The sequence below is a fragment of the Streptomyces sp. BBFR102 genome, from assembly GCF_051397025.1.
GTDB lineage: Bacteria > Actinomycetota > Actinomycetes > Streptomycetales > Streptomycetaceae > Streptomyces.
The window spans coordinates 2,464,238-2,487,526 of the sequence record NZ_CP195757.1 but is presented as its reverse complement, the minus strand read 5'-3'; the positions used below and the strand labels follow the sequence as shown (position 1 = coordinate 2,487,526).

At 74.7% G+C, this 23,289-nt stretch carries 1 protein-coding gene; it reads right to left on the bottom strand.

The annotated features are described in order from the left end of the window. Positions 1-38: 38 nt before the first annotated feature. Positions 39-23,135 (bottom strand): non-ribosomal peptide synthase/polyketide synthase, encoded by a 23,097-nt coding sequence (locus ACSLIC_RS11040; RefSeq protein ID WP_436737500.1) that lies wholly within the window; start codon positions 23,133-23,135, stop codon positions 39-41. Between the last annotated feature and the right edge of the window lie 154 nt (positions 23,136-23,289).

The window sequence follows — 23,289 nt, the reverse complement described above, 5'->3', positions numbered from 1 at the left end:
GGCATGGACGAGGTGGGGCGGGAAGCGGGGGACAGGCTCTAGCTGCGGCAGGCGCTGCGCAGGGCGGCGGTGAAGCCCTCGGCGAGGGCCGCGACGGTGGCCTCGTGGTGGACGGCGGCCGAGTAGTACCAGGTGACGGTGAACCGGCCGCCGTCCACGGCCGCGACGACGTCGATCAGGTGGTTCCGCTCCTGCCGCAGCCCGTGCTCCGGCCCGGCCGGGGGCAGCGCCGTGGAGAGCAGGCCCCTCTCGCCCTGCTCGCCGCCGAACTGGCCGAGGTAGTTGAAGCTGATCCGCGGGTCGGGGTCACCGGCCAGTTCGCCGGTGAGGTACCGCAGCGCGCCGTAGCCGACGCCGCGGTCCGGGACGGCCCGCAGCTGGCGCTTGACGGCGCGCATGGTGGCGGCCCACTCCCCGGCGCCGTCGTCGCCGGGCTCGGGGAGGGCGAGGGCGACCGGGTAGATCGAGGTGAACCAGCCGACGGTGCGCGTCAGGTCCACGTCCTCGAACAGCTCCTCGCGGCCGTGGCCCTCCAGGTTGACGGCGACCTGGTCGTGCCCGGTCCACTCCCGCAGGGTGCGGGCGAGCGCGGCGAGCAGCACGTCGTTGATCTGGGTGCGGAACCTGCCCGGCACCTGGTGGAGCAGGGCGTGCGTCTCGTCCGCGTCCAGCCGGGCCTGGACCGCGGCCTGGTCGGCGACGAGGTTGGTGCCGTCCGAGGTGTCGAGCGGCACGGCGAACTCGGCCGCCCCGGTGACCGACCGCCAGTAGGCCACCTGGCCGGCGAAGCCGCCCTCCTGGGCGTGGTGGCCGAGCCGGTCGGCCCAGTACCGCACCGAGCTGGACTTCGGCCCCAGGTCGCTCGCGCCGACGGAGAGGGCCTGTTCGTAGGCGGTCGCCAGGTCGCCGAGGATGATCCGCCAGGAGACTCCGTCGATGACCAGGTGATGGGCGGTGACCAGCAGCCTGAGCGGCGGATCGGCGGCGTCCGGCCCGGTCCCCGGCGCGGGCCGGGCGACGACGACGCGGAAGAGCGGGCCCCGCTCCAGGTCCAGCCCCGCCTTGGTCCGGGTCGCCAGGTCGAGCCAGGAGTCCTCCTCCGGAACTCCCGCGGGCAGCTCGTGCACCGTGAAGACCTCGTCGGGGCCTGCGGCGGCGATCCGCCCGGACCAGGTGCCGGCGGCGGCGCGGGTGAAGGTGGAGCGCAGCGCGTCGTGCTGGGTCAGCAGGGCCTCGACGGCGGCGCGCAGCGCACCGAGGTCGGTGCCGGGCTCCAGCGCGAAGGAGGTGGACATCGTGTAGTGCCCGGGGTCCACCGGGTGGGTGTCGAAGAACCACTCCCGTACGGGGGTGGGGGCCACCACGCCGAGGACCGTGCCCTGCTGGGCGCCGCCGTCGTCGGCCACCTGGCCGTTCTCGTCCACGGCCGCGGCAAGGGTGGCGACGGTCGGGTGGAGGAAGACGTCCCGGGAGGTGACGGCGAGTCCGGCGCGACGGGCCCGGGAGACCACCTGGAGGCTGATGATCGAGTCGCCGCCCAGGTCGAAGAAGTCGTCCTCCACACCGACCTGGCCGAGCCCCAGCACCTGGGCCCACACCTCGCACAGCACGCGCTCGGTCTCGGTGCGGGGTGCCGTGTAGACGTGGCCGGTCGTCTCGAAGCAGGGAGCGGGCAGGGCACGCCGGTCGAGCTTGCCGGCCGCGTTCAGCGGCAGCGCGTCCAGCGTCACGAAGGCCGCCGGGACCATGTGGTCCGGCAGGGTCCGGGCGAGGTGGGCCCGCACGCCGGCCTGGTCGGCCTGGTCCGGGCCGGTGGTGACGGTGACCAGGTAGGCCGCCAGGAACTTGACGCCCGGCTGGTCCTCGCGGGCGACGACGGCGGCCTGGGCGATCCCGGGGTGGGTGAGCAGCGCCGTCTCGATCTCGCCCGTCTCGATGCGGTGGCCGCGGATCTTGATCTGGTGGTCGTTGCGGCCCGCGTACTCCAGAGTGCCGTCGGGGCGGCGGCGGACCAGGTCGCCGGTGCGGTAGAGGCGGGCTCCCGGGGCGTAGGGGTGGGCGACGAAGCGTTCGGAGGTGAGGTGGGGCTGCCCGTGGTAGCCGCGGGCGAGGCTGCCCGCGAGGTACAGCTCGCCCCAGGCGCCGTCCGGGACCGGGTTGAGCGTCGCGTCCAGGACGTAGGCGCTCTTGCCCGCCAGGGGGCGGCCGATCGGGACGGTGGCCGCTCCGGGCTCCGGGTTCTCGTGCGAGAACCAGCCGGTGGCGTAGACGGTGGCCTCGGTGGGGCCGTAGATGTTGGCGACGGTGGTGCGCGGGAGGGCGCGGCGCGTCTGGTCGAGGAGGGTGGTGGGGAAGGCCTCGCCGGCCAGGACGAGGAGCTTGGGGTCGAGCCGGGTCGTCGGGTCGGCCACCAGGGCCTGGAAGGCGGAGGGGACGCCGGAGACGAGGGTGCCGTCCCAGGCAGGGCGGTCGGTGAGGCTGAGGATGTTGTGGGCGATCTCCAGGGTGCCGCCGGTGGCGAGGGTGCCGAAGAGTTCGAAGACGGAGACGTCGAAGTTGAGGCTGGTGGAGAAGAAGGTGTGGCGGAAGGTCTCCTCGCCGAGTGCCGTCGCCCAGGTGACCAGGCGGCTCATGGCCTCGTGCGCGATGACGACGCCCTTGGGCTTTCCGGTCGAGCCCGAGGTGTAGATGACGTACGCCGCGTTCGCCGGGGAGAGGGCGGGGTGCGGGACGGGGCGGTCGTCGGCGGTGAGGGCCTCGGTGACGAGGGCCGTGTCCACGGTGAGGTGGACGCCGCTGTCCTGTCGCATGTGGCGGAGGCGGTCGGCGGGGTACTCGGGGTCGAGCGGGACGTAGGCCGCGCCGGTCTTGAGGACGGCGAGGGCGGCGATCACCAGGTCCGGGGTGCGGGGCAGTGAGATGCCGATCCGGCGTTCCGGTCCGGCGCCGAGGTGCAGCAGGTGCCGGGCGAGCTGGTCCGAGCGGCGGCCCAGCTGTGCGTAGGTCAGCGTGGTGGACTCGTGCAGCAGGGCCACCGCCTGCGGGTTCCGGGCGACCTGCTCGGCGATCATCGCGACGACGGACCGGAACGCCTGCGGCGCCTCGGTGCCGACCGCCGGCCGCAGCGCGGCGCGTTCGCCGGCGTCCGTCATGGTGAGCTGGGCCAGCGGGAGGGCGGGCGTGGCCGCGGCCTCCCCGGCGAGGACCAGCCAGTGGCGGCAGAGCCGCGCGACGGTGGCCGCGTCGAAGAGGTCGGTGTTGAACTCGGCGACTGCCGCGAGCCCGCCGTCCCCGCTCTGCTGGAAGTGCAGGCTGAGCTCGAACTGCGCGGCCTCGCGCGGTATCGGCTGGTCCGTCACCCGCAGGCCGGGCAGGTCGAAGCTGCCGCCGGGCGCGTTCTGCAGCGCCACCAGGGCCTGCACCAGCGGGGTGCGGCTGGTGTCGCGCTCGGGGGCCAGCTCCTCGATGAGGCGGCTGAACGGCACGTCCTGGTGGGCGAAGGCGTCCAGCGTCGTCGTCCGTACGTCGTCCAGCAGCTGCCCGAAGGAGGCGGTGGCGTCGATCCGGGTCCGCAGGACCAGGGTGTTGACGAAGAAGCCGACCAGGTTCTCCAGTTCGGTGCGCTCACGGCCCGAGACGACCGTGCCCACCGCGACGTCGCGCTGGCCGGTGTAGCGGGAGAGGACCAGCTGGGTCACGGCCGTCAGCACCATGAAGAGACTGGCGCCACCGTCCCGGGCGACCTCCGCGAGCCGGCCCGCGAGAGCGGCCGGCACCTCGAAGGGGTGCACCGCGCCCGCCGAGGTCCGCACGGCCGGCCGGGGCCGGTCCGTGGGCAGCTCCAGCGGCTGGATGCCGTCCAGCTTCTCCCGCCAGTGGGCGAGCTGCCGGTCGAGCCCCTCGCCTTCGAGACGGTCGCGCTGCCAGACGGCGAAGTCCGGGTACTGGACGGGTAGCGGCGGCAGCGCCGGTGCGGTGCCGTGTACGGCGGAGGCGTACAGCTCGCTCAGTTCGCGGGTGATGATCCCCATCGACCAGCCGTCGGTGACGATGTGGTGCATCGCCAGGACCAGGACGTGCTCCGGCTCCGTGCCGTGCGCGGCGCCGGTCCTCGGCACCCCGGCGAGCAGGACGCGGACCAGCGGCCCGGCCGTCAGGTCGAAGGGCTCGGCGGCCTCGGCGCGCAGCAGCGCGTCCAGCGCCACCGCGTCGGCGGGGGCGGCGGTGCGCACCGGCACGGCCATGCGGTCGTGCACCACCTGCACGCCGCGCCCCGCGACGGAGGCGAAGGTGGTCCGCAGCGACTCGTGCCGGTCCACCAGCCCCGCCACCGCCGTGCGCAGCGCGCCGAGGTCGACGGTGCCGGTCAGCCGCAGCGCGCCGGTGACGGTGTACTCCACGCCGCCCGGCGTGAAGTCCTCCAGGAACCACAGGCGTTCCTGGGCGAAGGAGAGCGGCAGCAGGCCGTCGCGCGGCGCCGGGGTGACGGCCGCCTCGGCGGCCTCCTCCCGGGCGTCGATCTCGGCGGCGAGGCGGGCCACCGTCGGGTGGTCGAAGAGGGCGCGCGGGGTCAGGTGGGTGCGCAGCGCCGTGCGGATGCGGGAGGTGACCTTGAGGCTGGTGATCGAGTCGCCGCCCAGGGCGAAGAAGTCGTCGTGCGCGCCGATCCGTTCGGTGCCCAGCACCTCGCTCCAGAGGGCGGCCAGCGCCTGCTCGGTGGGGGTGGTCGGCGCGGTGTACGCCTCGGCGCCGCCGGTCAGGACGGGTGCGGGCAGGGCGCGCCGGTCGACCTTGCCGTTGACGGTCAGCGGGATCGCGTCGACCGCGGTGTAGGCGGCCGGGACCATGTACTCGGGCAGGTTTCCGGCCAGGTGGGCGCGGAGTTCGCCGGCCAGGTCCGGTGTGCCGGCCGCCTCCTGGTCCAGGACCACGTACGCGGCCAGGTACTTGGTGCCGGGCCGGTCCTCGCGGGCGAGGACGCAGCTGTGGGTGACGGCCGGGTGGGTCAGGAGCGCGGTCTCGATCTCCGCCGTCTCGATGCGGTAGCCGCGGATCTTCACCTGGGTGTCGGTACGCCCGAGGAAGTCGAGCCGGCCGTCGGGGCGGCGCCGGGTCAGGTCGCCGGTGCGGTACAGGCGCCGGCCCGGGTGGTGCGGGTCGGCCACGAACCGCTCGGCGGTGAGCCGGGCCCGGCCGTGGTAGCCGCGGGCCAGCCCGCTGCCGCCGAGGTACAGCTCACCGGGGACACCGACCGGGACCGGGCGCAGCGCCCCGTCCAGGACGTACGCGAGGGTGTCGTCCATCGGGGTGCCGAGCGGGGCGGGGCCGGTGGCGACGTCGTCTGCGGTGAGTGGTCCGCTGATGGCGAAGGTGGTGGTTTCGGTGGGGCCGTAGCCGTTGACCAGGGTGAGGTCGGGGTGGTGGGTGAGGAGGGTGTGGGCGGCGTGGTGGGGGACCGCGTCCCCGCCGGTCCAGATCTCCCTGAGTCCGGTGAAGCACTCCGGGTCCTCCTCGACGAGGACGCCGAAGAGGGCGGCGGTGATCCACAGGGCGGTGACGCCGTCGGCGGTGGCCTCGCGGATGGTGGTGGTGGTCAGGTCGCCGGTGGCGACGGTGAGGGTGTGGCCGTTGAGCAGGGGTACCCACACTTCGTAGGTGGCGGCGTCGAAGGAGTGCGGGGAGTGGAACAGCACCCGCTCGTGGGCGCCGTTCCTGAATCGCTGGTCGGCGGCGAGCGCCACGATGTCGGCGTGGGTCACCCCGACGCCCTTGGGGACGCCGGTCGAGCCCGAGGTGAACATGACGTACGCCAACGACTCCGGGCGGGCCGCCGCCGGAACCGGGGCGGCCTGGGCGGGGGCGGTGCCGGTCTCGGCCACCGGCAGGCCGGTGAGGGCCGCGCGGTCACGCAGGGCGGCGTCGGTGATGATCACCGTCGCCCCGCTGGACTCGACGGCCTGGCGAATCCGCTCGTCCGGGTAGCCGGCGAAGAGCGGCACGTAAGCGCCACCCGCCCTCAGCACGGCGAGCATCGCCACCACCACGTCGGCGGAGCGCTCCAGCAGCAGCGCCACCCGGCTCTCCGCGGCCGGGTCCACCCCGTGCCCGGCGAGGACCTGGGCCAGGCGCGTGGCACGGGCGTCCAGTTCGGCGTAGGTGAGCCGGTGGCCGTCGCACTCCACGGCGGTCGCGTCCGGCGTGGCCGCCACCCGCTCGGCGAAGGCGGCGGGCACGGTGCGGGGGACGGCGGCAGGGTCGAGGGTGCCGGCGTACGCCTCGACGGCCCGGTGCTCCTCCTCGGCCAGCAACGGCAGTCGGCCCACCGGCAGCCCTTCGGAGCCGGCCAGCGCGGTGACCGCCTGCCGCAGCCGGCCGGCGAGCCGCTCGGCCGTACCGGCGTCGAACAGCTCCGGGTCGTAGGCGAGGACCATCTCCAGGCTGTCCCCGGCGGCCGAGGCGACCAGCGTCAGCGCGTAGTTGGTGGACTCCACGGCGCTCAGGCCGCGGACCCCGAGGCCGTGCCCGCCGGTCCTCTCCTTGTCGACCGGGTAGTTCTCGAAGACCACCAGGCTCTCGAAGAGCGAGGTGCCCGGCGCGACGTCCGCAGTGATGTCGGAGAGCGCCACGTACTCGTGGCCGCGTGCCTCGGCCAGCTCCGCCTGGATGCCGGCCAGCCAGTCGGCGGCGGGCCGGGCCGGGTCCACCGTGACGCGGACCGGCAGGGTGTTGATGAAGAGGCCGAGGACGGACTCGGCGCCCGGCAGATCGGCGGGGCGGCCGGAGACGGTGGTGCCGAACACCACGTCCGTCACGCCCGCCTGCTGCCCGAGGACCAGTGCCCAGGCGCCCTGGACCAGGGCGTTGAGGGTCAGGCGGTGACGGCGGGCGAAGGCCCCGGCGCGGGTGGCCGCCCCCGGGTCGAGGGCGACCTCGACGCGGGCGGTCGACGCCCCCGTGCGGGAGTGCCCGGGCGCCCGGTCGTACGGCAGGGCCACCGGCTCCTCGAAGCCGGCCAGCGCCCGGCGCCAGTAGGCGCGTCCGGCCTCCTGGTCCCGGCCCGCCAGCCAGCGCAGGTAGTCGCCGAAGGAGCCGCGGACCGCCGGCGCGGCGGCGGGCTCCCCGCCGAGGGCGGCGTACTCGGCGACCACGTCGCCCAGTAGCGCCGCGTTGCTCCAGCCGTCCAGGAGCAGGTGGTGGAAGGTCCACACGACCTGCACGTCCCCGGCGCCGAGCCCGATCAGGGCCACGCGCAGCAGCGGGCCCTCGGCGAGGTCGACGCCCCTGGCACGGTCCTCGGCGAGGAAGTCGGCGAGCAGCAGCGCCCGTTCGGACTCGGCCGCGGCCGACCAGTCGGCGAGGTGCACCGGGGCGTCCAGTTGTCGGCGCACCACCTGGACGGGCTCCGGTACGCCTTCCCAGACCAGCGAGACGCGCAGCGCGTCGGCGCGCTCCAGGACCCGCCGCCAGGCGGTGGCGAGCCGTTCGACGTCGGTGACGCCCTCCAGGGTGAAGGTCAGCTGCTCCAGGTAGGCGCCGGAGGCGGGGTCGGCCAGGGCGTGGAAGAGCATGCCGGACTGGAGCGGGGTCAGCGGGTAGATGTCCTCGACCGTGCGGCCGTCCCCGGCGATCCGGTCCACCTCGGCCTGGCCGAGGGTGACCAGCGGGAAGTCCGAGGGGGTGCAGCCGCCCGCGCCGGGGTGGGCGCAGTGCTCGGCGAAGGCGGCCAGTTCGGCGGCGAAGCTCTCGGCGAGGCCGCGCACCGTCTCCTCGCGGTAGGTGTCGGCCGAGTACAGCCAGGAGAAGACCAGCTGTCCGTCCTGGACGGCGCCGACCACGTCCAGCAGGTGGGTACGGCGCTCGGCGGGGGCGTGCTCGCCGCCGGCCGACGGCAGGGCCGCGCCGAACAGGCCGGCCTCGTCCTCGTCGCCGGAGACGTCGAACTGACCGTGGTAGTTGAAGCTGACCAGCGGGTCGAGGCGGCCCACCGGGGCGTCGGCGAGGTGGCGCAGGGCGCCGTAGCCGATGCCGCGCCGCGGGACGGCCCGCAGCTGTTCCTTGACGCTCTTGACCGCGTCGGCCCAGCCGCTGTCCGAGTCGTCCCCGGCCGGCTCGGGCAGGGCGAGGGCGATCGGGTGCAGCGAGGTGAACCAGCCGACGGTACGGGTGAGGTCGGTGTCGGCGAACAGCTCCTCGCGGCCGTGGCCTTCCAGGGTGACGGCGACCCGGTCGTGCCCCGTCCAGGTGCGCAGGGTGCGGGCGAGGGCGGTGAGCAGGACGTCGTTGGCCTGGGTGCGGTAGAGGGCGGAGGCCTGCTGGAGCACGGCCTCGGTCTGTGCGGCGGTGAGGGCGAGGGAGACGGACGCCTGGGTGGCGACGGTGTTGCGGCCGTCCGGCAGGTCGACCGGGAGTGCGGTCACGGCCTGCTCGCTGACGGCCCGCCAGTACGGGATCTGGTCGTCGAAGCCTCCGGCGGCGGTGTGCGCGGCCAGCCGCTCGGCCCACTGCCGCACCGAGGTGCCCTTCGGGCCCAGCTCCGCCCGGCCGTCCGCGCTGATCTGCTCGTAGGCGGCGGCCAGGTCCTCCATGAGGACGCGCAGGGAGACGCCGTCCATCACCAGGTGGTGGGCGACCACGGCCAGCCGGGCGGGCCGCCCGGTGCCCTGCCGCCCGACGACGAAGCGGATCAGCGGGCCTCCGGCCAGGTCGAAGCCGGCGTTCGCGGCGAGGACGGCGGCGCGCCAGCGGGCGTCCGGGGTGTCCGCCGGATCGTCTCCGGCGGTCAGGTCGTGGACGTCGAGGACCGCGTCGGCGCATACGGCGCCGAGGTAGGCGGCGGCCGGGCGCGGCCCGGCGGTGGTGTCGAAGGTGAGGCGCAGGGCGTCGTGGTGGGCGAGCACGGCGGTCACGGCGGCGTGTAGCGCCGCCGCGTCGTACGCGGGGGTGAGGGCGACGGCGACCGAGAAGTTGAAGTGCCCGGGCGCGGCCGGATGCGTCTCGAAGAACCAGGCGCTCGCCGGGAGCAGGGGCACCGGCCCCGCGAGCGCGCCCTGCTCGGACAGGGTCTGGGCCGCGTCCTCGGAGGGCCGCACCGCCTGGGCGAGGGCGGCGACGGTCGGGTGGAGGAAGACGTCGCGGGAGGTGAGGGTGAGTCCGGTGCGGCGGGCGCGGGAGACCACTTGGAGGCTGATGATCGAGTCGCCGCCCAGGTCGAAGAAGTTGTCGTCGGCGCCGACGCGTTCGGCGCCGAGGATTTCGGCCCAGATGTCGGCGAGTAGTCGTTCGGTCTCGGTTCGGGGTGCGGTGTACGTGGTGGTGTCGGTGGTGAGGCGGGGTGTGGGCAGGGCGGCCCGGTCGAGCTTGCCGGCGGCGTTGAGCGGCAGCGCGTCGAGGGTGACGAAGGCCGCCGGGACCATGTACTCCGGCAGTGTCGCCGCGAGCAGCTCGCGCAGCTCGGCGTCGGGCACCTCGCCGGTGGCGACGACGTAGCCCACCAGATGCCGAGCGTCGGGGGTGTCCTCGCGGAGGACGACGGCGGCCCGGGTGACCAGGGGGTGGGCGAGCAGGGCGGTCTCGATCTCGCCGGTCTCCACGCGGTGGCCGCGGATCTTGATCTGGTGGTCGTTGCGGCCGGCGTACTCCAGGGTGCCGTCGGGGCGGCGGCGGACCAGGTCGCCGGTGCGGTAGAGCCGCTGTCCCGCGTGGTACGGGTGGGCGACGAAGCGGGCGGCCGTCAGGCCGGGCTGTCCGTGGTAGCCGCGGGCGAGGCTTCCCGCGAGGTACAGCTCGCCCCGAACGCCGTCGGGGACCGGGTTGAGCGTCGCGTCCAGAACGTACGCCGTCTTCCCGGCGAGGGCGCGGCCGATGGGCACGGCGGTGCCCTCCGGGGCCGGGTCCGTGTCGGAGAACCAGCCGGTGGCGTACACCGTGGCCTCGGTGGGGCCGTAGATGTTGGCGACGTCGGTCTGGGGCAGGGTGCGGCGGACGGTGTCGAGGAGGGTGGTGGGGAACGCCTCGCCGGCGAGGACCAGCAGGCTCGGGTCGAGGTGGGTGGTGGGGTCGTCGAGGACGGCGGTGACGGCGGAGGGGACGGCGGAGACGAGGGTGCCGTTCCAGGCCGGATGGTCGGTGAGGCTGAGGATGTTGTGGGCGATCTCCAGGGTGCCGCCGGTGGCGAGGGTGCCGAAGAGTTCGAAGACGGAGACGTCGAAGTTGAGGCTGGTGGAGAAGAAGGTGTGGCGGAAGGTCTCCTCGCCCAGCGTGGTGGCCCAGGTGACCAGGCGCGTCAGGGCGTGGTGCGGGATGACGACGCCCTTGGGCTTTCCGGTCGAGCCGGAGGTGTAGATGGTGTACGCCGCGTTCGCCGGGGAGAGGGCCGGGTGCGGCACCGGGCGGTCGTCGGCGGTCAGGGCCTCGGTGACGAGGGCCGTGTCCACGGTGAGGTGGACGCCGCTGTCCTGTCGCATGTGGCGGAGGCGGTCGGCCGGGTACTCGGGGTCGAGCGGGACGTAGGCCGCGCCGGTCTTGAGGACGGCGAGGGCGGCGATCACCAGGTCCGGGGTACGCGGCAGTGAGATGCCGATCCGGCGTTCCGGTCCGGCGCCGAGGTGCAGCAGGTGCCGGGCGAGCTGGTCCGAGCGGCGGCCCAGCTCCGCGTAGGTGAGCGAGGTCGCGCCGTGCAGCACGGCGAGGGCCTCGGGGCGCCGCGCGATGCGGTCGCCGGTCAGCTCCATGACCGTGCGGAACGGGCCGGGTCCGCCGTGCTCGGCCGCGTGCCGCGGCAGGAGGGCGGCGCGCTCGGCCGGCTCCAGCATGGTGAGGCGGGCCAGCGGCAACGCGGGCGTGGAGACCGCCTCCTCGGCGAGGGCCAGCCAGTGCCGACAGAGCCGGTCCACCGTCGCCGCGTCGAACAGGACGGAGCTGTACTCCGCCACACCGACCAGGGCGCCGTCGCCGGTCTCCTGGAAGTGCAGGCCCAGGTCGAACTGGGCAGCCGCACGCGGGATCTCGTACTCCTCGGCGGTGAGGCCGGGCAGGGCGAAGCTGCCGCCCGGGGTGTTCTGGAGCGTGATCATGGCCTGCACCAGCGGGGTGCGGCTCGGGTCGCGCTCGGGGGCCAGCTCCTCGATGAGGCGGCTGAACGGCACGTCCTGGTGGGCGAAGGCGTCGAGCGTGGTGCTCTTCACCTGGTCCAGCAGGTCGGTGAAGCTACGGGCGGCGTCCACCTCGGTGCGCAGGACCAGCGTGTTGACGAAGAAACCGACCAGTCCCTCCAGTTCGGTCCGTTCGCGTCCCGAGACTGCGGTGCCCAGGGCGAGGTCGCGGCGGCCCGTGTAGCGGGCCAGGGTCAGCTGGGTCACCGCCGTCAGGCCCATGAAGAGGCTGGCGCCCCGGGTGCGGCCCAGCTCCGTCAGGCGCCCGGCCAGCGCGGCCGGGACGGTGAAGAGCCGGGTGCTGCCCTCCGCCGTCCTGACCTGCGGGCGCGGGCGGTCCGTCGGCAGGTCCAGCGGCTCCAGCCCGGCCAGCCGCGCGCGCCAGTGGGCGAGCTGGGCGTCGAGCGCGTCGCCGGTGTGCTGCTCGCGCTGCCAGGCGGCGAAGTCCGGGTACTGGACGGGTAGTTCGGACAGGCGTGGCTGCTCGCCGCGGACGGCGGCGGCGTACAGCTCGCTCAGTTCGCGGGTGATGATCCCCATCGACCAGCCGTCGGTGACGATGTGGTGCATCGCCAGCACCAGGACGTGCTCCCCGGGGGCGGCCCGGACCAGCAGGACGCGGATCAGCGGGCCGGTGCGCAGGTCGAACGGCCGGACGGCCTCGGTCCGCAGCACCGCGTCCACCTCGGCGGCGCCGGTGACGCCGACGGTCCGCACCGGCACCTCGACGGTGTCGTGGACGACCTGGACACCCCGCCCGTCGACCTCGTCGAAGGTGGTGCGCAGCGCCTCGTGCCGGGCGACCAGGCCCGCCACCGCGCTCCCCAGCGCCGCCTCGTCGAGCGTGCCGGTCAGGCGCAGCGCGCCGACCACGTGGTACTCGACGGAGCCCGGGGTGAAGTTCTCCAGGAACCACAGGCGTTCCTGCGGCAGCGACATGGGCAGCTGCCCGCCCCGGGCCACCGGGACCACGGGCGACCCGGCCCGGCCGGCGCCCTCGTCGCCCTCCCCGCCGTCGATCTCGGCGGCGAGGCGGGCCACCGTCGGGTGGTCGAAGAGGGCGCGCGGGGAGAGGTGCGTCCCGAGGGCCGTGCGGGCCCGGGAGGTCACCTTCAGGCTGGTGATGGAGTCGCCGCCGAGCGCGAAGAAGTCGTCGCCGGTGCCGATCCGCTCCCGGCCCAGGACTTCGGCCCAGATGGCGCACAGGGCCCGCTCTGTCTCCGTGCGCGGCGCGGTGTACTCCTCCTGGGCCGGGGCGAGGTCCGGGGTGGGCAGGGCGCGCCGGTCGACCTTGCCGTTGACGGTCAGCGGGATCGCGTCGACCGCGGTGAAGGTCGCCGGGACCATGTACTCGGGCAGGCTTCCGGCCAGGTGGGCGCGGAGTTCGCCGGCCAGGTCCGGTGCGCCGGCCGCCTCCTGGTCCAGGACCACGTACGCGGCGAGGTACTTGGTGCCGGGCCGGTCCTCGCGGGCGAGGACGTGGCTGTGGGTGACGGCCGGGTGGGCGAGGAGGGTGGTCTCGATCTCGGCCGTTTCGATGCGGTAGCCGCGGATCTTGACCTGGGTGTCGGTGCGGCCGAGGAAGTCGATGCGGCCGTCGGCGCGCCAGCGGGCGAGGTCGCCGGTGCGGTAGAGGCGGCCTCCGGGGTGGTGGGGGTCGGGGAGGAAGCGTTCGGCGGTCAGGCGTGGTTGGTGGTGGTAGCCGCGGGCCACGCCGCTGCCGCCGAGGTACAGCTCACCGGGGACGCCGATCGGGACCGGGCGCAGGGTGCTGTCCAGGATGTACGTGTACATGTTGTCCATCGGGGTGCCCAGCGGGGCGGGGCCGGTGGCGACGTCGTCGGCGGTGAGTGGTCCGCTGATGGCGAAGGTGGTGGTTTCGGTGGGGCCGTAGCCGTTGACCAGGGTGAGGTCGGGGTGGTGGGTGAGGAGGGTGTGGGCGGCGTGGTGGGGGACGGCGTCGCCGCCGGTCCAGATCTCTTTGAGGCCGGTGAAGCAGGTGGGGTCTTCTTCGACGAGGACGCCGAAGAGGGCGGCGGTGATCCACAGGGCGGTGACGCCCTCGGCGGTGGCCTCGCGGATGGTGGTGGTGGTCAGGTCGCCGGTGGCGACGGTGAGGGTGTGGCCGTTGAGCAGGGGTACCCACACTTCGTAGGTGGCGGCGTCGAAGGAGTGCGGGGAGTGGAACAGCACCCGCTCGTGGGCGCCGTTCCTGAACCGCCGGTCGGCGGCGAGGGCGGTGATGTCGGCGTGGGTCACCCCGACGCCCTTGGGGAGGCCGGTCGAGCCCGAGGTGAACATGACGTACGCCAGGGAGCCGCCACGGGCCGGGGCGGGCAGCGCCGTACCGGTGTCGGTCCCGGCGGGCAGGTGTCGCGGGTCGAAGGTGGCGACGCCGGCCAGGGAGGGCTGGTCGCGGTCGGTGAGGACGAGGGTGGTGCCGCTGCGGCCCAGGATGTCGCCCAGGCGCTCCTCGGGGTGGCCGGTGTGGAGCGGGACGTAGGCGCCGCCCGCCTTGAGCACGGCGAGCATCGCCACCACCACGTCGGCGGAGCGTTCCAGGAGCAGCCCCACCCGGGACTCGGCGGCCACTCCGCGCTCGGCCAGGGCGCGGGCCAGCTGGTCGGTGCGCCGGTCGAGCGCGCGGTAGGTCAGCGAGGAGCCGCCGGCGGTGATCGCGACGGCGTCCGGGGTGGCGGCGGCCCGCCGGGCGAAGACCTCCACCACCGAACCGTCCACCGGGTTCCGGGCCCCGCTGCCCCACTCGCCGAGCAGGCGGTCGCGTTCGGCGCCGGTCAGCAGCTCGATCTCGGCGACCGGCGCCTCGGGCCGCTCGACCAGGCGGGTCACGGCGGCGGCCAGCTGGCCGGCCAGCCGCTCGGCGGTGGCCTGCTCGAAGAGGGCCGGGTCGTAGGCGAGGGTCAGGCCGAGGCGGTCGCCGGTGGCCGCCGCGATCAGCGTCAGGGCGTAGTGGGTCGCCTCGACGGCCTCGGCCGCGCGGACACCGATGCCGTGCCGGGCGGCGGCGGCTTCGTCCACCGGGTAGTTCTCGAAGACGACCAGGCTGTCGAAGAGGGAGGCGCCGGGCGTCAGGTCCGTCTCGATGTCGGAGAGTGCCACGTACTCGTAGCGGCGGGACTCGGCCTGCTGGTCCTGGATGCCGCGCAGCCAGTCGGCGGCGCGTACGCCCGGGGCGGCGCTCACCCGGACGGGCAGGGTGTTGATGAAGAGGCCGAGCAGCGCCCCGGCGCCGGGCAGGTCGGCCGGGCGGCCCGAGACGGTGGTGCCGAACACCACGTCATGACAGCCCGCGTACTGGCTGAGTACCAGCGCCCAGGCGCCCTGGACCAGGGCGTTCTGGGTGATCCGGTGGTCCCGGGCGTAGGCGCCGGCGCGTTCGGCGACGGCCGCGTCCAGCGCCACCGTCACGCGAGCGCTGGACTGGCCGCGCCGTACCTGCTCGGGAGTGTGGTCGTACGGCAGGGCCACCGGCTCCTCGTAACCGGCCAGCGCCCGGCGCCAGTGGCCGCGCCCGGCCTCCTGGTCCTGCCCGGCGAGCCAGCGCAGGTAGTCGCCGAAGGAGCCGCGGGCCGTGGGGGAGGCGGTGCCGTCGCCGGTCAGCGCGGCGTACCGGGCCAGGACGTCGGAGAGGAAGGCGGCGGTGCTCCAGCCGTCCAGGAGCAGGTGGTGGAAGGTCCACACCAGCTGGACGCGGCCTTCGCCGGGCAGCCGGATCAGCGTCACCCGCATCAGCGGGGCGGTGGCCAGGTCGATGCCGCGCGCCCGGTCCTCGTCCAGGAACTTCCGGAGGAACGCGTCCTGGGCATCCTCGGTGAGGCCGGTCGCGGAGCGGTCGAGGAAGGTGACCGGCACCTCGGCCCGGCGGCGCACCACCTGGACGGGCTCGCGGACGCCCTCCCAGACCAGCCCGACGCGCAGCGCGTCGGAGCGCTCCACCGTCCGCTGCCAGGCGTCGGCCAGCAGCGCGGGGTCGGCGACGCCGTCCAGGGTGAGGACGAACTGCTCCAGGTAGGCGGGGGATTCGGGCTCCGCCAGGGCGTGGAAGAGCATGCCGGACTGGAGCGGGGTCAGCGGGTAGACGTCCTCGACCGTGCGGCCGTCCCCGGCGATCCGGTCGACCTCTCCCTGGTCGAGGGCGACCAGGGAGAAGTCCGAGGGCGAGCGACCGCCCGCGCCGGGCTCCGCGCAGTGCGCGACGAAGGCGGCGAGCTGCGCGGTGTACTCCTCGACCAGCGCCCGGACCGTCTCCTCGCGGTGCACGCCCGCCGAGTAGTGCCAGGTGAAGACGAGCCGGCCGTCGAGCAGGCCGGCGGTCACGTCGAGGAGGTGCGGCCGGTGCTCGCGGGGGCTGTGCTCACCGCCCGGGTTGAGGACGGAGGAGAGGTACCAGGGGTCCGCGGCGTCCGGCGCCTGTGAGGTGGTGCCCGCCAGGTCGAGGCGGCCCAGGTAGTTGAAGCTGATCCGGGCGGAGTCGTGACCCGCGAAGTGGCCGCCGAGGTGGCGCAGGGCGCCGTAGCCGATGCCCCGGTCCGGGACGGCGCGCAGCTGCTCCTTGACCGAGGTGACGGCCGGGCCCCACTCCTCGTCCTCGGGCAGCGCGAGCGCCACCGGGTGGATGGAGGTGAACCAGCCGACGGTGCGGGTCAGGTCGAGGTCGGCGAAGAGCTCCTCGCGACCGTGCCCCTCCAGGCTGACGGGGACCCGGTCGCGGCCGGTCCAGCCGCGCAGGGTGCGGGCGAGAGCGGTGAGGAGGGCGTCGTTGATCTGGGTGCGGTAGACCGCCGGGACCTGCTGGAGGAGCTGGTCGGTCTGGGCGCGGGTGAGGCCGCCGGAGACCGCGGCGGCGGTCGCGGTGGTCGCGTCGCCCGCCGGGTCGTCCAGCGGGAGCGAGGCGTCGGCGCCGCCCATGACCGAATCCCAGTACGGGAGTTGGCCGTCGAAGCCGCCCTCGGCGGTGTGCCGGGCCAGGCGCTCGGCCCACGCGCGCACCGAGGAGGTCTTGGGCCCCAGGTCGACGGGGGCGCCCGCGGCGGCCTGGGCGTAGCCGCGCCGCAGGTCGTCGAGGAGGATGCGCCAGGTCACGCCGTCGACCAGCAGGTGGTGGGCGATGACGGCGAGGCGTACGGGCGTCTCCGGGCCGCCGGTGCCGACCAGGACCCGGACCAGCGGGGAGCCGTCGAGGCGGAAACCGGTCTGGGCGGCGTCCCTCAGCTCCTGCCAGCCGGGCGCGGCCGGGCTGGTCAGCTCGTGGACGGAGTGGATCGCGTCGAGGCCGGCGTCGGGGGCGTACCGCGCGGTGCGCACGCCGTCCCCGTCTGTGGCGAAGACCATGCGCAGCGCGTCGTGGTGGAGCAGGAGGGCGCGGACGGCCTCGCGCAGGGCGGCCAGGTCGGTGCCGGGCGGCAGTTCGGCCTCGGCCGCCATGTTGAAGTGCTCGGGCGCGGCACGGTGGTGGGCGAAGAACCACTCGCGGATCGGTGTGGTGGGGAGGGCCCCGGAGAGCACGCCCTGCTCGGCCTGGACGGCGGCCCCCGCTCCGGTCCCGGCGGCGGCCAGGTGGGCGGCGAGGGTGGCGACGGTCTGGCGGGCGAAGATGTCGCGTGTCGTGAGTTCGAGTCCGGCGCGGCGGGCTTGGGAGACGACCTGGATGCTGAGGATGGAGTCGCCGCCGAGGCTGAAGAAGTTGTCGTGGGTGCCGACGTGTTCCAGGTCGAGGGTCTTTGCCCAGATCGTGCAGAGCGTCTGTTCGGTGGGGGTGGTGGGTGCGACGTAGCCGGTCTTTTCCTGGGTCGGGGCGGGCAGGGCGCGGCGGTCGAGTTTGCCGCTGGCGTTGAGGGGGAGGGCGTCGAGGGTGACGAAGGCGGCGGGGACCATGTAGGCGGGGAGCCGGTCTTTCAGCCAGCTGCGCAGAATGTCCGCGCCGGGTGCGGTGGTCTGTTCGGTCGGGACGGTGTACGCGACGATCCGTGGCGTGCCGGGGCTGTCCTCGCGGACCATGGCGGCTGCTTGGCCGACGTCGGGGTGGGAGGTCAACGCGGTTTCGATCTCGCCGAGTTCGATGCGCAGGCCGCGGATCTTGACTTGGTCGTCGGTGCGGCCGAGGTAGGTGAGGGTGCCGTCGGTGTTCCAGTGGACCAGGTCGCCGGTGCGGTAGAGACGCTGCCCCGGGTGGTCGGGGTCGGCCACGAAGCGGGTGGCCGTCAGTCCGGGTTGTCCGTGGTAGCCGCGGGCCAGGCCGGTTCCGCAGACGTGGAGTTCACCGGGGACGCCGACCGGGACGAGGCGCAGCCATCGGTCGCGGACGGTGAGGTGGGCCTCGGCCACCGGGGTGCCGATGGGTGGGGTTCCGGTGGGGTCGGTGTCGAGGGCGGTGCTGATGCTGGCGGCGACGGTGATCTCGGTCGGCCCGTAGGCGTTGAGTAGGCGGCGGCCGGGTGCCCAGCGGTGGACGAGGTCGGGGGTGAGGGCTTCTCCGCCGGTGGCGAGGACGGTCAGGTCGGGCAGGGGCGGGGCGTCGGTGGGAATGCTGGCGAGGACGGTCGGGGGGATGAGGGTGTGGGTGATCCGGTGGTGGGCGAGGGTGTCGTGGAGGTCCTGGCCGGCCAGGGCGCGGCCGTCGTCGGGGATGACGAGGGTGGCGCCGCCGGAGAGGGCCATGAGCAGTTCCATGACTGAGGCGTCGAAGCCGGCCGAGGCCAGTTGGAGCACGCGCGCGTCCGTGCCGATCGAGAAGCGTTCGCCCAGTGCGGCGGTGAAGGCGGTGATGCCGCGATGGGTCACCAGGACGCCCTTGGGGCGGCCGGTGGAGCCCGAGGTGTAGATCATGTAGGCGCCGGCGTCGAGTGGTACGTCGGCCACCGGCGCGGGGCCGGGCAGTTCGGGCAGCTCGTGCCACTCGGACAGGGTGTGCGGGGTGACGACGAGGGCGGCACCGCTGTCCTCCCGGACGAAGGCGGACCGCTCCTGGGGCCATTCGGGGTCCATCGGCACGTAGATGCCGCCGAGTCGGGTGATGGCGAGCAGTACGGTCAGCCACTCCACCGATCGGGGCAGGGCCACCCCGACGCGGACCTCGGGGCCGACGCCCAGTGCGGTGAGGCGGTGTGCCACCCGCTCCACGCGCGCGTCGGTCTCGGCGTACGAAAGGTTCTCGTCGCCGCAGGTCACCGCGGTGCCGTTGGTGCCACGCGCAGCCACGCGGGAGCGCCACAGGGCGCCCAGGGTGACCGGGGTCCGGCCGGTGCCGGTGCGGGAGACGCCCCAGCCGTCGAGCAGCGTTTCCCGCTCCTCCCCGGTGACCAGCTCCACCTGGCACAGGGGACGCGCGGCGCCCTCGCCGACCACCGCGGAGGCCAACTCCACCCAGTGGCGGCACATACGCTCCACCGTCGCCCGGTCGAACAGGTCGGTGCTGTACTCGGCCGCCGCCAGCAGTCGCCCGTCCTGCTCGACGAAGGAGAAGGTGAGGTCGAACTGGGCCGCGTCCCGGGTCGAGGGGACCGCCTCGGCGCGCAGGCCCGGCAGGGCGAACTCGGCGCGCGGGGTGTTCTGGAGCACCACCATGGCCTGCACCAGCGGGGTGCGGCTCGGGTCGCGCTCCGGCGCCAGCGCCTCCACCAGGCGGCTGAACGGCACGTCCTGGTGGGCGAAGGCGTCCAGGACCGTGGTGCGGACCCGGGCGAGCAACTCCTCGAAGGAGTCCGAGCGGTCGATGCGGGTGCGCAGGACGACCGTGTTGACGAAGAAGCCGACCAGGTCCTCCAGGGCGGCTTCGTCGCGGCCGGAGACGCCGGTGCCCAGCGCGACCTCCTCGCGCCCGCTCCAGCGGGCCAGCACCAGCTGGGTCAGGGCGGTCACCACCATGAAGAGGCTGGCGCCCCGGTCGCGGCCGAGCGCGTTCAGTTCGCGGGCCAGGTCCGCCGGTATCGCGAAGGTGTGCTGGGCCCCGGCCGAGGTGCGCACGGCCGGGCGGGGCCGGTCGGTCGGCAGTTCCAGCGGCTCCAGGCCGGCCAGGCGCTCGCGCCAGTAGCCGATCCGTTCCTCCAGCGCTTCCGCGGTCATCCGCTCACGCTGGCGGACGGCGAAGTCCGGGTACTGGACCGGGAGTTCGGGGAGGCACGCGGGCTCGCCGTGGACGGCCGCCGTGTAGAGGGCGCTCAGTTCGCGGGTGATGATCCCCATCGACCAGCCGTCGGTGACGATGTGGTGGATCACCAGGAGCAGGGTGTGGGTGCCCGGCTCGGGGGTGGCGACCAGCAGGACGCGCAGCAGCGGGCCGGTGCGCAGGTCGAAGGGGACGGCGGTCTCGGCGCGCAGCAGGGCGTCCAGCTCGGCGTCGGAGGCGGCGGTGGCGGTGCGGACCGGGACCTCCACCGTCGGGTGGACCACCTGGGTGCCCTGCCCCTCGACGGTGGCGAAGGTGGTGCGCAGTGCCTCGTGCCGGGTGACCAGGCCCGCGACGGCGGCGCCGAGCGCGGCGTGGTCGACGGTGCCGGTCAGCCGCAGCGTGCCGCTGACGTGGTACTCGGTGGCGCCGGGCGCGAAGTCGTCCAGGAACCACAGGCGTTCCTGCGCGAAGGAGAGCGGCAGACGGCCCTCGCGCGGGACCGGGAGCATGGGCTGCGTGGGCTCGTCCTTCGGCGCGGCGGCCCTCGCCCGGTCCACGGCCTCGGCCAGGTCGGCCAGCCGGGGCGCGTCGAAGAGGTCGCGGACGGCCAGCCGCGCGCCGAGGCGGGTGCGGACCCGGCTGATGACCCGGGTGGCGAGCAGCGAGTGGCCGCCCAGCGCGAAGAAGTCGTCCTCGGCACCGACGCGTTCGACGCCCAGCACCTCGGCCCAGACCGCGGCGAGCGCCGTCTGCGTGCCCGGGCTCGGGGCCACGTACGCGGCGGACTCCGACCACACCGGGGTGGGCAGGGCGCGGCGGTCCAGCTTGCCGCTGGCGGTCGCCGGCAGCGCGGCCAGGGCGACGAAGGCGGCCGGGACCATGTAGTCGGGCAGGCTGTGCCGGACCAGTTCGCGCAGGTCGCGGGCGGTGGGCAGGGTACGGCCCGGGGCCGGCACCAGGTAGCCGGCGATCCGCGCGGTGCCCTCGGCGTCCTCGCGGACGGCGGCGGCCGCGTCGGCCACGTCGGGGTGGGCGCGCAGAGCGGCCTCGATCTCGCCGGGCTCGATGCGGAAGCCGCGCACCTTGACCTGGTCGTCGGCGCGGCCCAGGTGCTCCAGGGCGCCGTCGGCGGCCCAGCGCACCAGGTCACCGGTGCGGAAGAGGCGCCCGCCGCTGCCGAAGGGGTCGGCGACGAAGCGTTCGGCGGTGTGGCCGGGACGGTTGGTGTAGCCGCGGGCCAGTCCGGCGCCGGCCACGTACAGCTCACCCGGGACGCCGCGCGGCACCGGGGCGAGGCGGGCGTCCAGGACGCGGACGCGGGTGTTCCAGAGGGGGGTGCCGACGCGGGCGTCGCCGCCGTCCGCCTCCCAGGCGAGGGAGTCGGCGCTGATCTCCGAGGAGCCGTAGAGGTTGAGCAGGCGGGCGTGGGGGAGCTTCGCGCGGAAGCGGGCCGCCAGCGGGCGGCTGAGCGGTTCGCCGCTGCTGACCCAGGTGGTGCAGGAGGCGAGTGCCGCCGGGTCGGTCTCGTCCAGGAGGACCGCGAGCAGGCTCGGCACCAGGGTGAGGCGCCGCACGCGGTGGTGGCGGACCAGCTCGGCCAGGGCGAACGGGTCCTTGACGGCCTCGTCCGGGGCGAGCACGACATGGCCGCCGTGGACGAGGGTGCCGAGCAGTTCGGTGACGCTGTCGAGGAAGCCGACCGAGCTCTTGGCCAGGACCACCGCCTCCCGCTCCTGCGGATACCGGTCGGCGAACCACGCCCAGCGGCTCAGCAGGCCGCCGTGCAGCCCGAGCACGGCCTTGGGGCGGCCGGTCGACCCGGAGGTGTGGATGACGTACGCGGCGTGGGCGCCGGTGAGCGCGACCTGCGGGGCGGTCTCCGGCAGGGCGGCCGTCCGCTCCCGGACGAGGTCGACGCGGACGACGGCGGGCGGCGGGTCGGCCGCCTCGTCCCCGGGGGCGCCGGGAGCGGTGAGCAGCCCGGCCAGGGAGTCGGTGGTGACGACGGTGCCCACCCGGCTCTCGGCCAGCATCCAGGCGACGCGTTCGCGCGGCAGCGCCGGGTCGACGGGCAGGTGGACGCCGCCCGCCTTCAGCACGGCGAGAGCAGCCACCACGAGGTCGGTGGTGCGCGGCAGGCAGACCGCCACCGGGTCCTCGGGGCGCACCCCGGAGTCGATCAGGTGGTGGGCCAGCTGGTTGGCGCGGGCGTCGAGCTCGGCGTAGGCCAGCTGTTCGTCGCCGCTGGTGAGCGCGGGGGCGCCGGGGGTGCGGGCGGCCTGCTCGGCGAACCGGCCGGGGATGGTGCCCTCGGCCGCCTCCGGACGGTCGGCGCCGCCGCCGTCGGCGAGCAGCCCGGCCAGCTCGGCGCCGGCGACCGGTGCGGCCTCGTCCAGCCGCACGGCGGGGTCGGCGACGACCGCACGGGCCAGCGCCGTGAAGTGCCGCCCCATCCGCTGCACGGTGGCGGCGTCGAAGAGCGCCGCGCGGTACTCGATCGCGCAGTGCAGCGGCCCGCCGCCGGTCTGCGCGGCGCCCTCCACGAACTCCCAGCTCACCTCGTACGGGGAGGTGGCGCGGGCCAGTTGGCCGCGCTCCACGCGCAGCCCCTCGAAGGCCGCGGGCTCGGCCGGGGTGTTCTGGAGGACCACCATCGACTGCACGAGCGGGGTGCGCGAGGTGTCGCGCTCCGGCGCCACCAGCTCCACCAGCCGCTCGAACGGAACGTCCTGGTGGTCGAAGGCGGCCAGCACGGTCTCCCGGACCTGGTCCAGGTAGGCGGTGAAGGGCAGGCCCGGGTCGAGGCGGGAGCGGAGGACCAGGATGTTGACGAAGAAGCCGACGAGGGGTTCCACCTCGGCCCGTTCGCGGCCCGGCACGGCGGTGCCCACCGCGATGTCGTCCTGGCCCGAGCGCCGGGCCAGCAGGAGCTGGGTCAGCGCGGTCAGCGTGACGAAGAGGCTGGCGCCGCGCTCGCGGCCCAGCGCCCGCAGCCCGTCGGCCACCTCCTCCGGCAGGTCGAAGGTGTGCACGGCACCGGCGTCGCCGGACGCAGCCGTACGCGGTCGGTCGGTCGGCAGTTCCAGCGGCGGGACGCCCGCCAGTTGCTCCTGCCAGTACGCGGCGTGGCGGTCGAGGGCGTCGCCGGCGAAGCGGGCCCGCTGCCAGGCCGCGAAGTCGGCGTACTGCACGGCGAGGGGCGCGGGCCGGGCCGCGGCCCGCTCCGGGTGGACGGCCGCCGAGTAGCCCGCGCTCAGCTCGCGCAGGACGATCTCCATCGAGGCGCCGTCGGTGACGATGTGGTGCATCCCCAGCAGGAACCGGTACGTGCCGCCCGCCGCGCCCTCCCCGGCGCCGGTGCGCACCAGCAGGGCGCGGACCAGCGGCCCGTGCTCCAGGTCGTACGGTGCGGCCAGCTCGGTGGCGAAGAGCAGGTCGCACGCGGCCTCGGCCGACTCCTCCGTGGCGTGCTCGGCCGTCAGGTCCAGGTGCCGGAACGGCACCGGGGAGGGCGGGCGGACGGTCTGCCGGGCCACGCCCTCCACCGCGGTGAAGGTGGTGCGCAGCGCCTCGTGCCGGGCCACCACCGCGTTCAACGCGGCGCGGAAGGCGGGCACGTCCAGCGCGCCCGTCAGCCGTAGGCTCAGCCCGGAGTTGTTCTCGGCCGACCCCTGCTCGTACTCCTCCATGAACCACAGCCGCTGCTGGGCGAAGGAGAGGGGGAGGGTGCCGTCCCGGTCGACGCGGGCGATGGTGTTCCGGCTGCGGCCGCGCCCGGCGAGGCGGTTCCGGAGTTTCTCCTGCACGTGTTCCGGCAGCGAACTGATCCGGGCCTCGCGCGAAGACGCGGCGTCCATGGAAAGCTCCCATTCGTGAGAGGGGAAAGCGGTGAAAAAGGCGTGCGAACGCCGCCGACGGGCCGGGAATTTCGTCCGGCCCGTCGACGCCCACGCAGGAAAAGCGATGGAGTTCTCGACCTTTTAGCAGGTCACAACGGTTCCATGGGGTGCT

What these genes read in the sequence shown, in the direction of transcription:
- ACSLIC_RS11040 (WP_436737500.1), bottom strand. Translation starts at nt 23,135, where the DNA reads ATGGACGCCGCGTCTTCGCGCGAGGCCCGGATCAGTTCGCTGCCGGAA.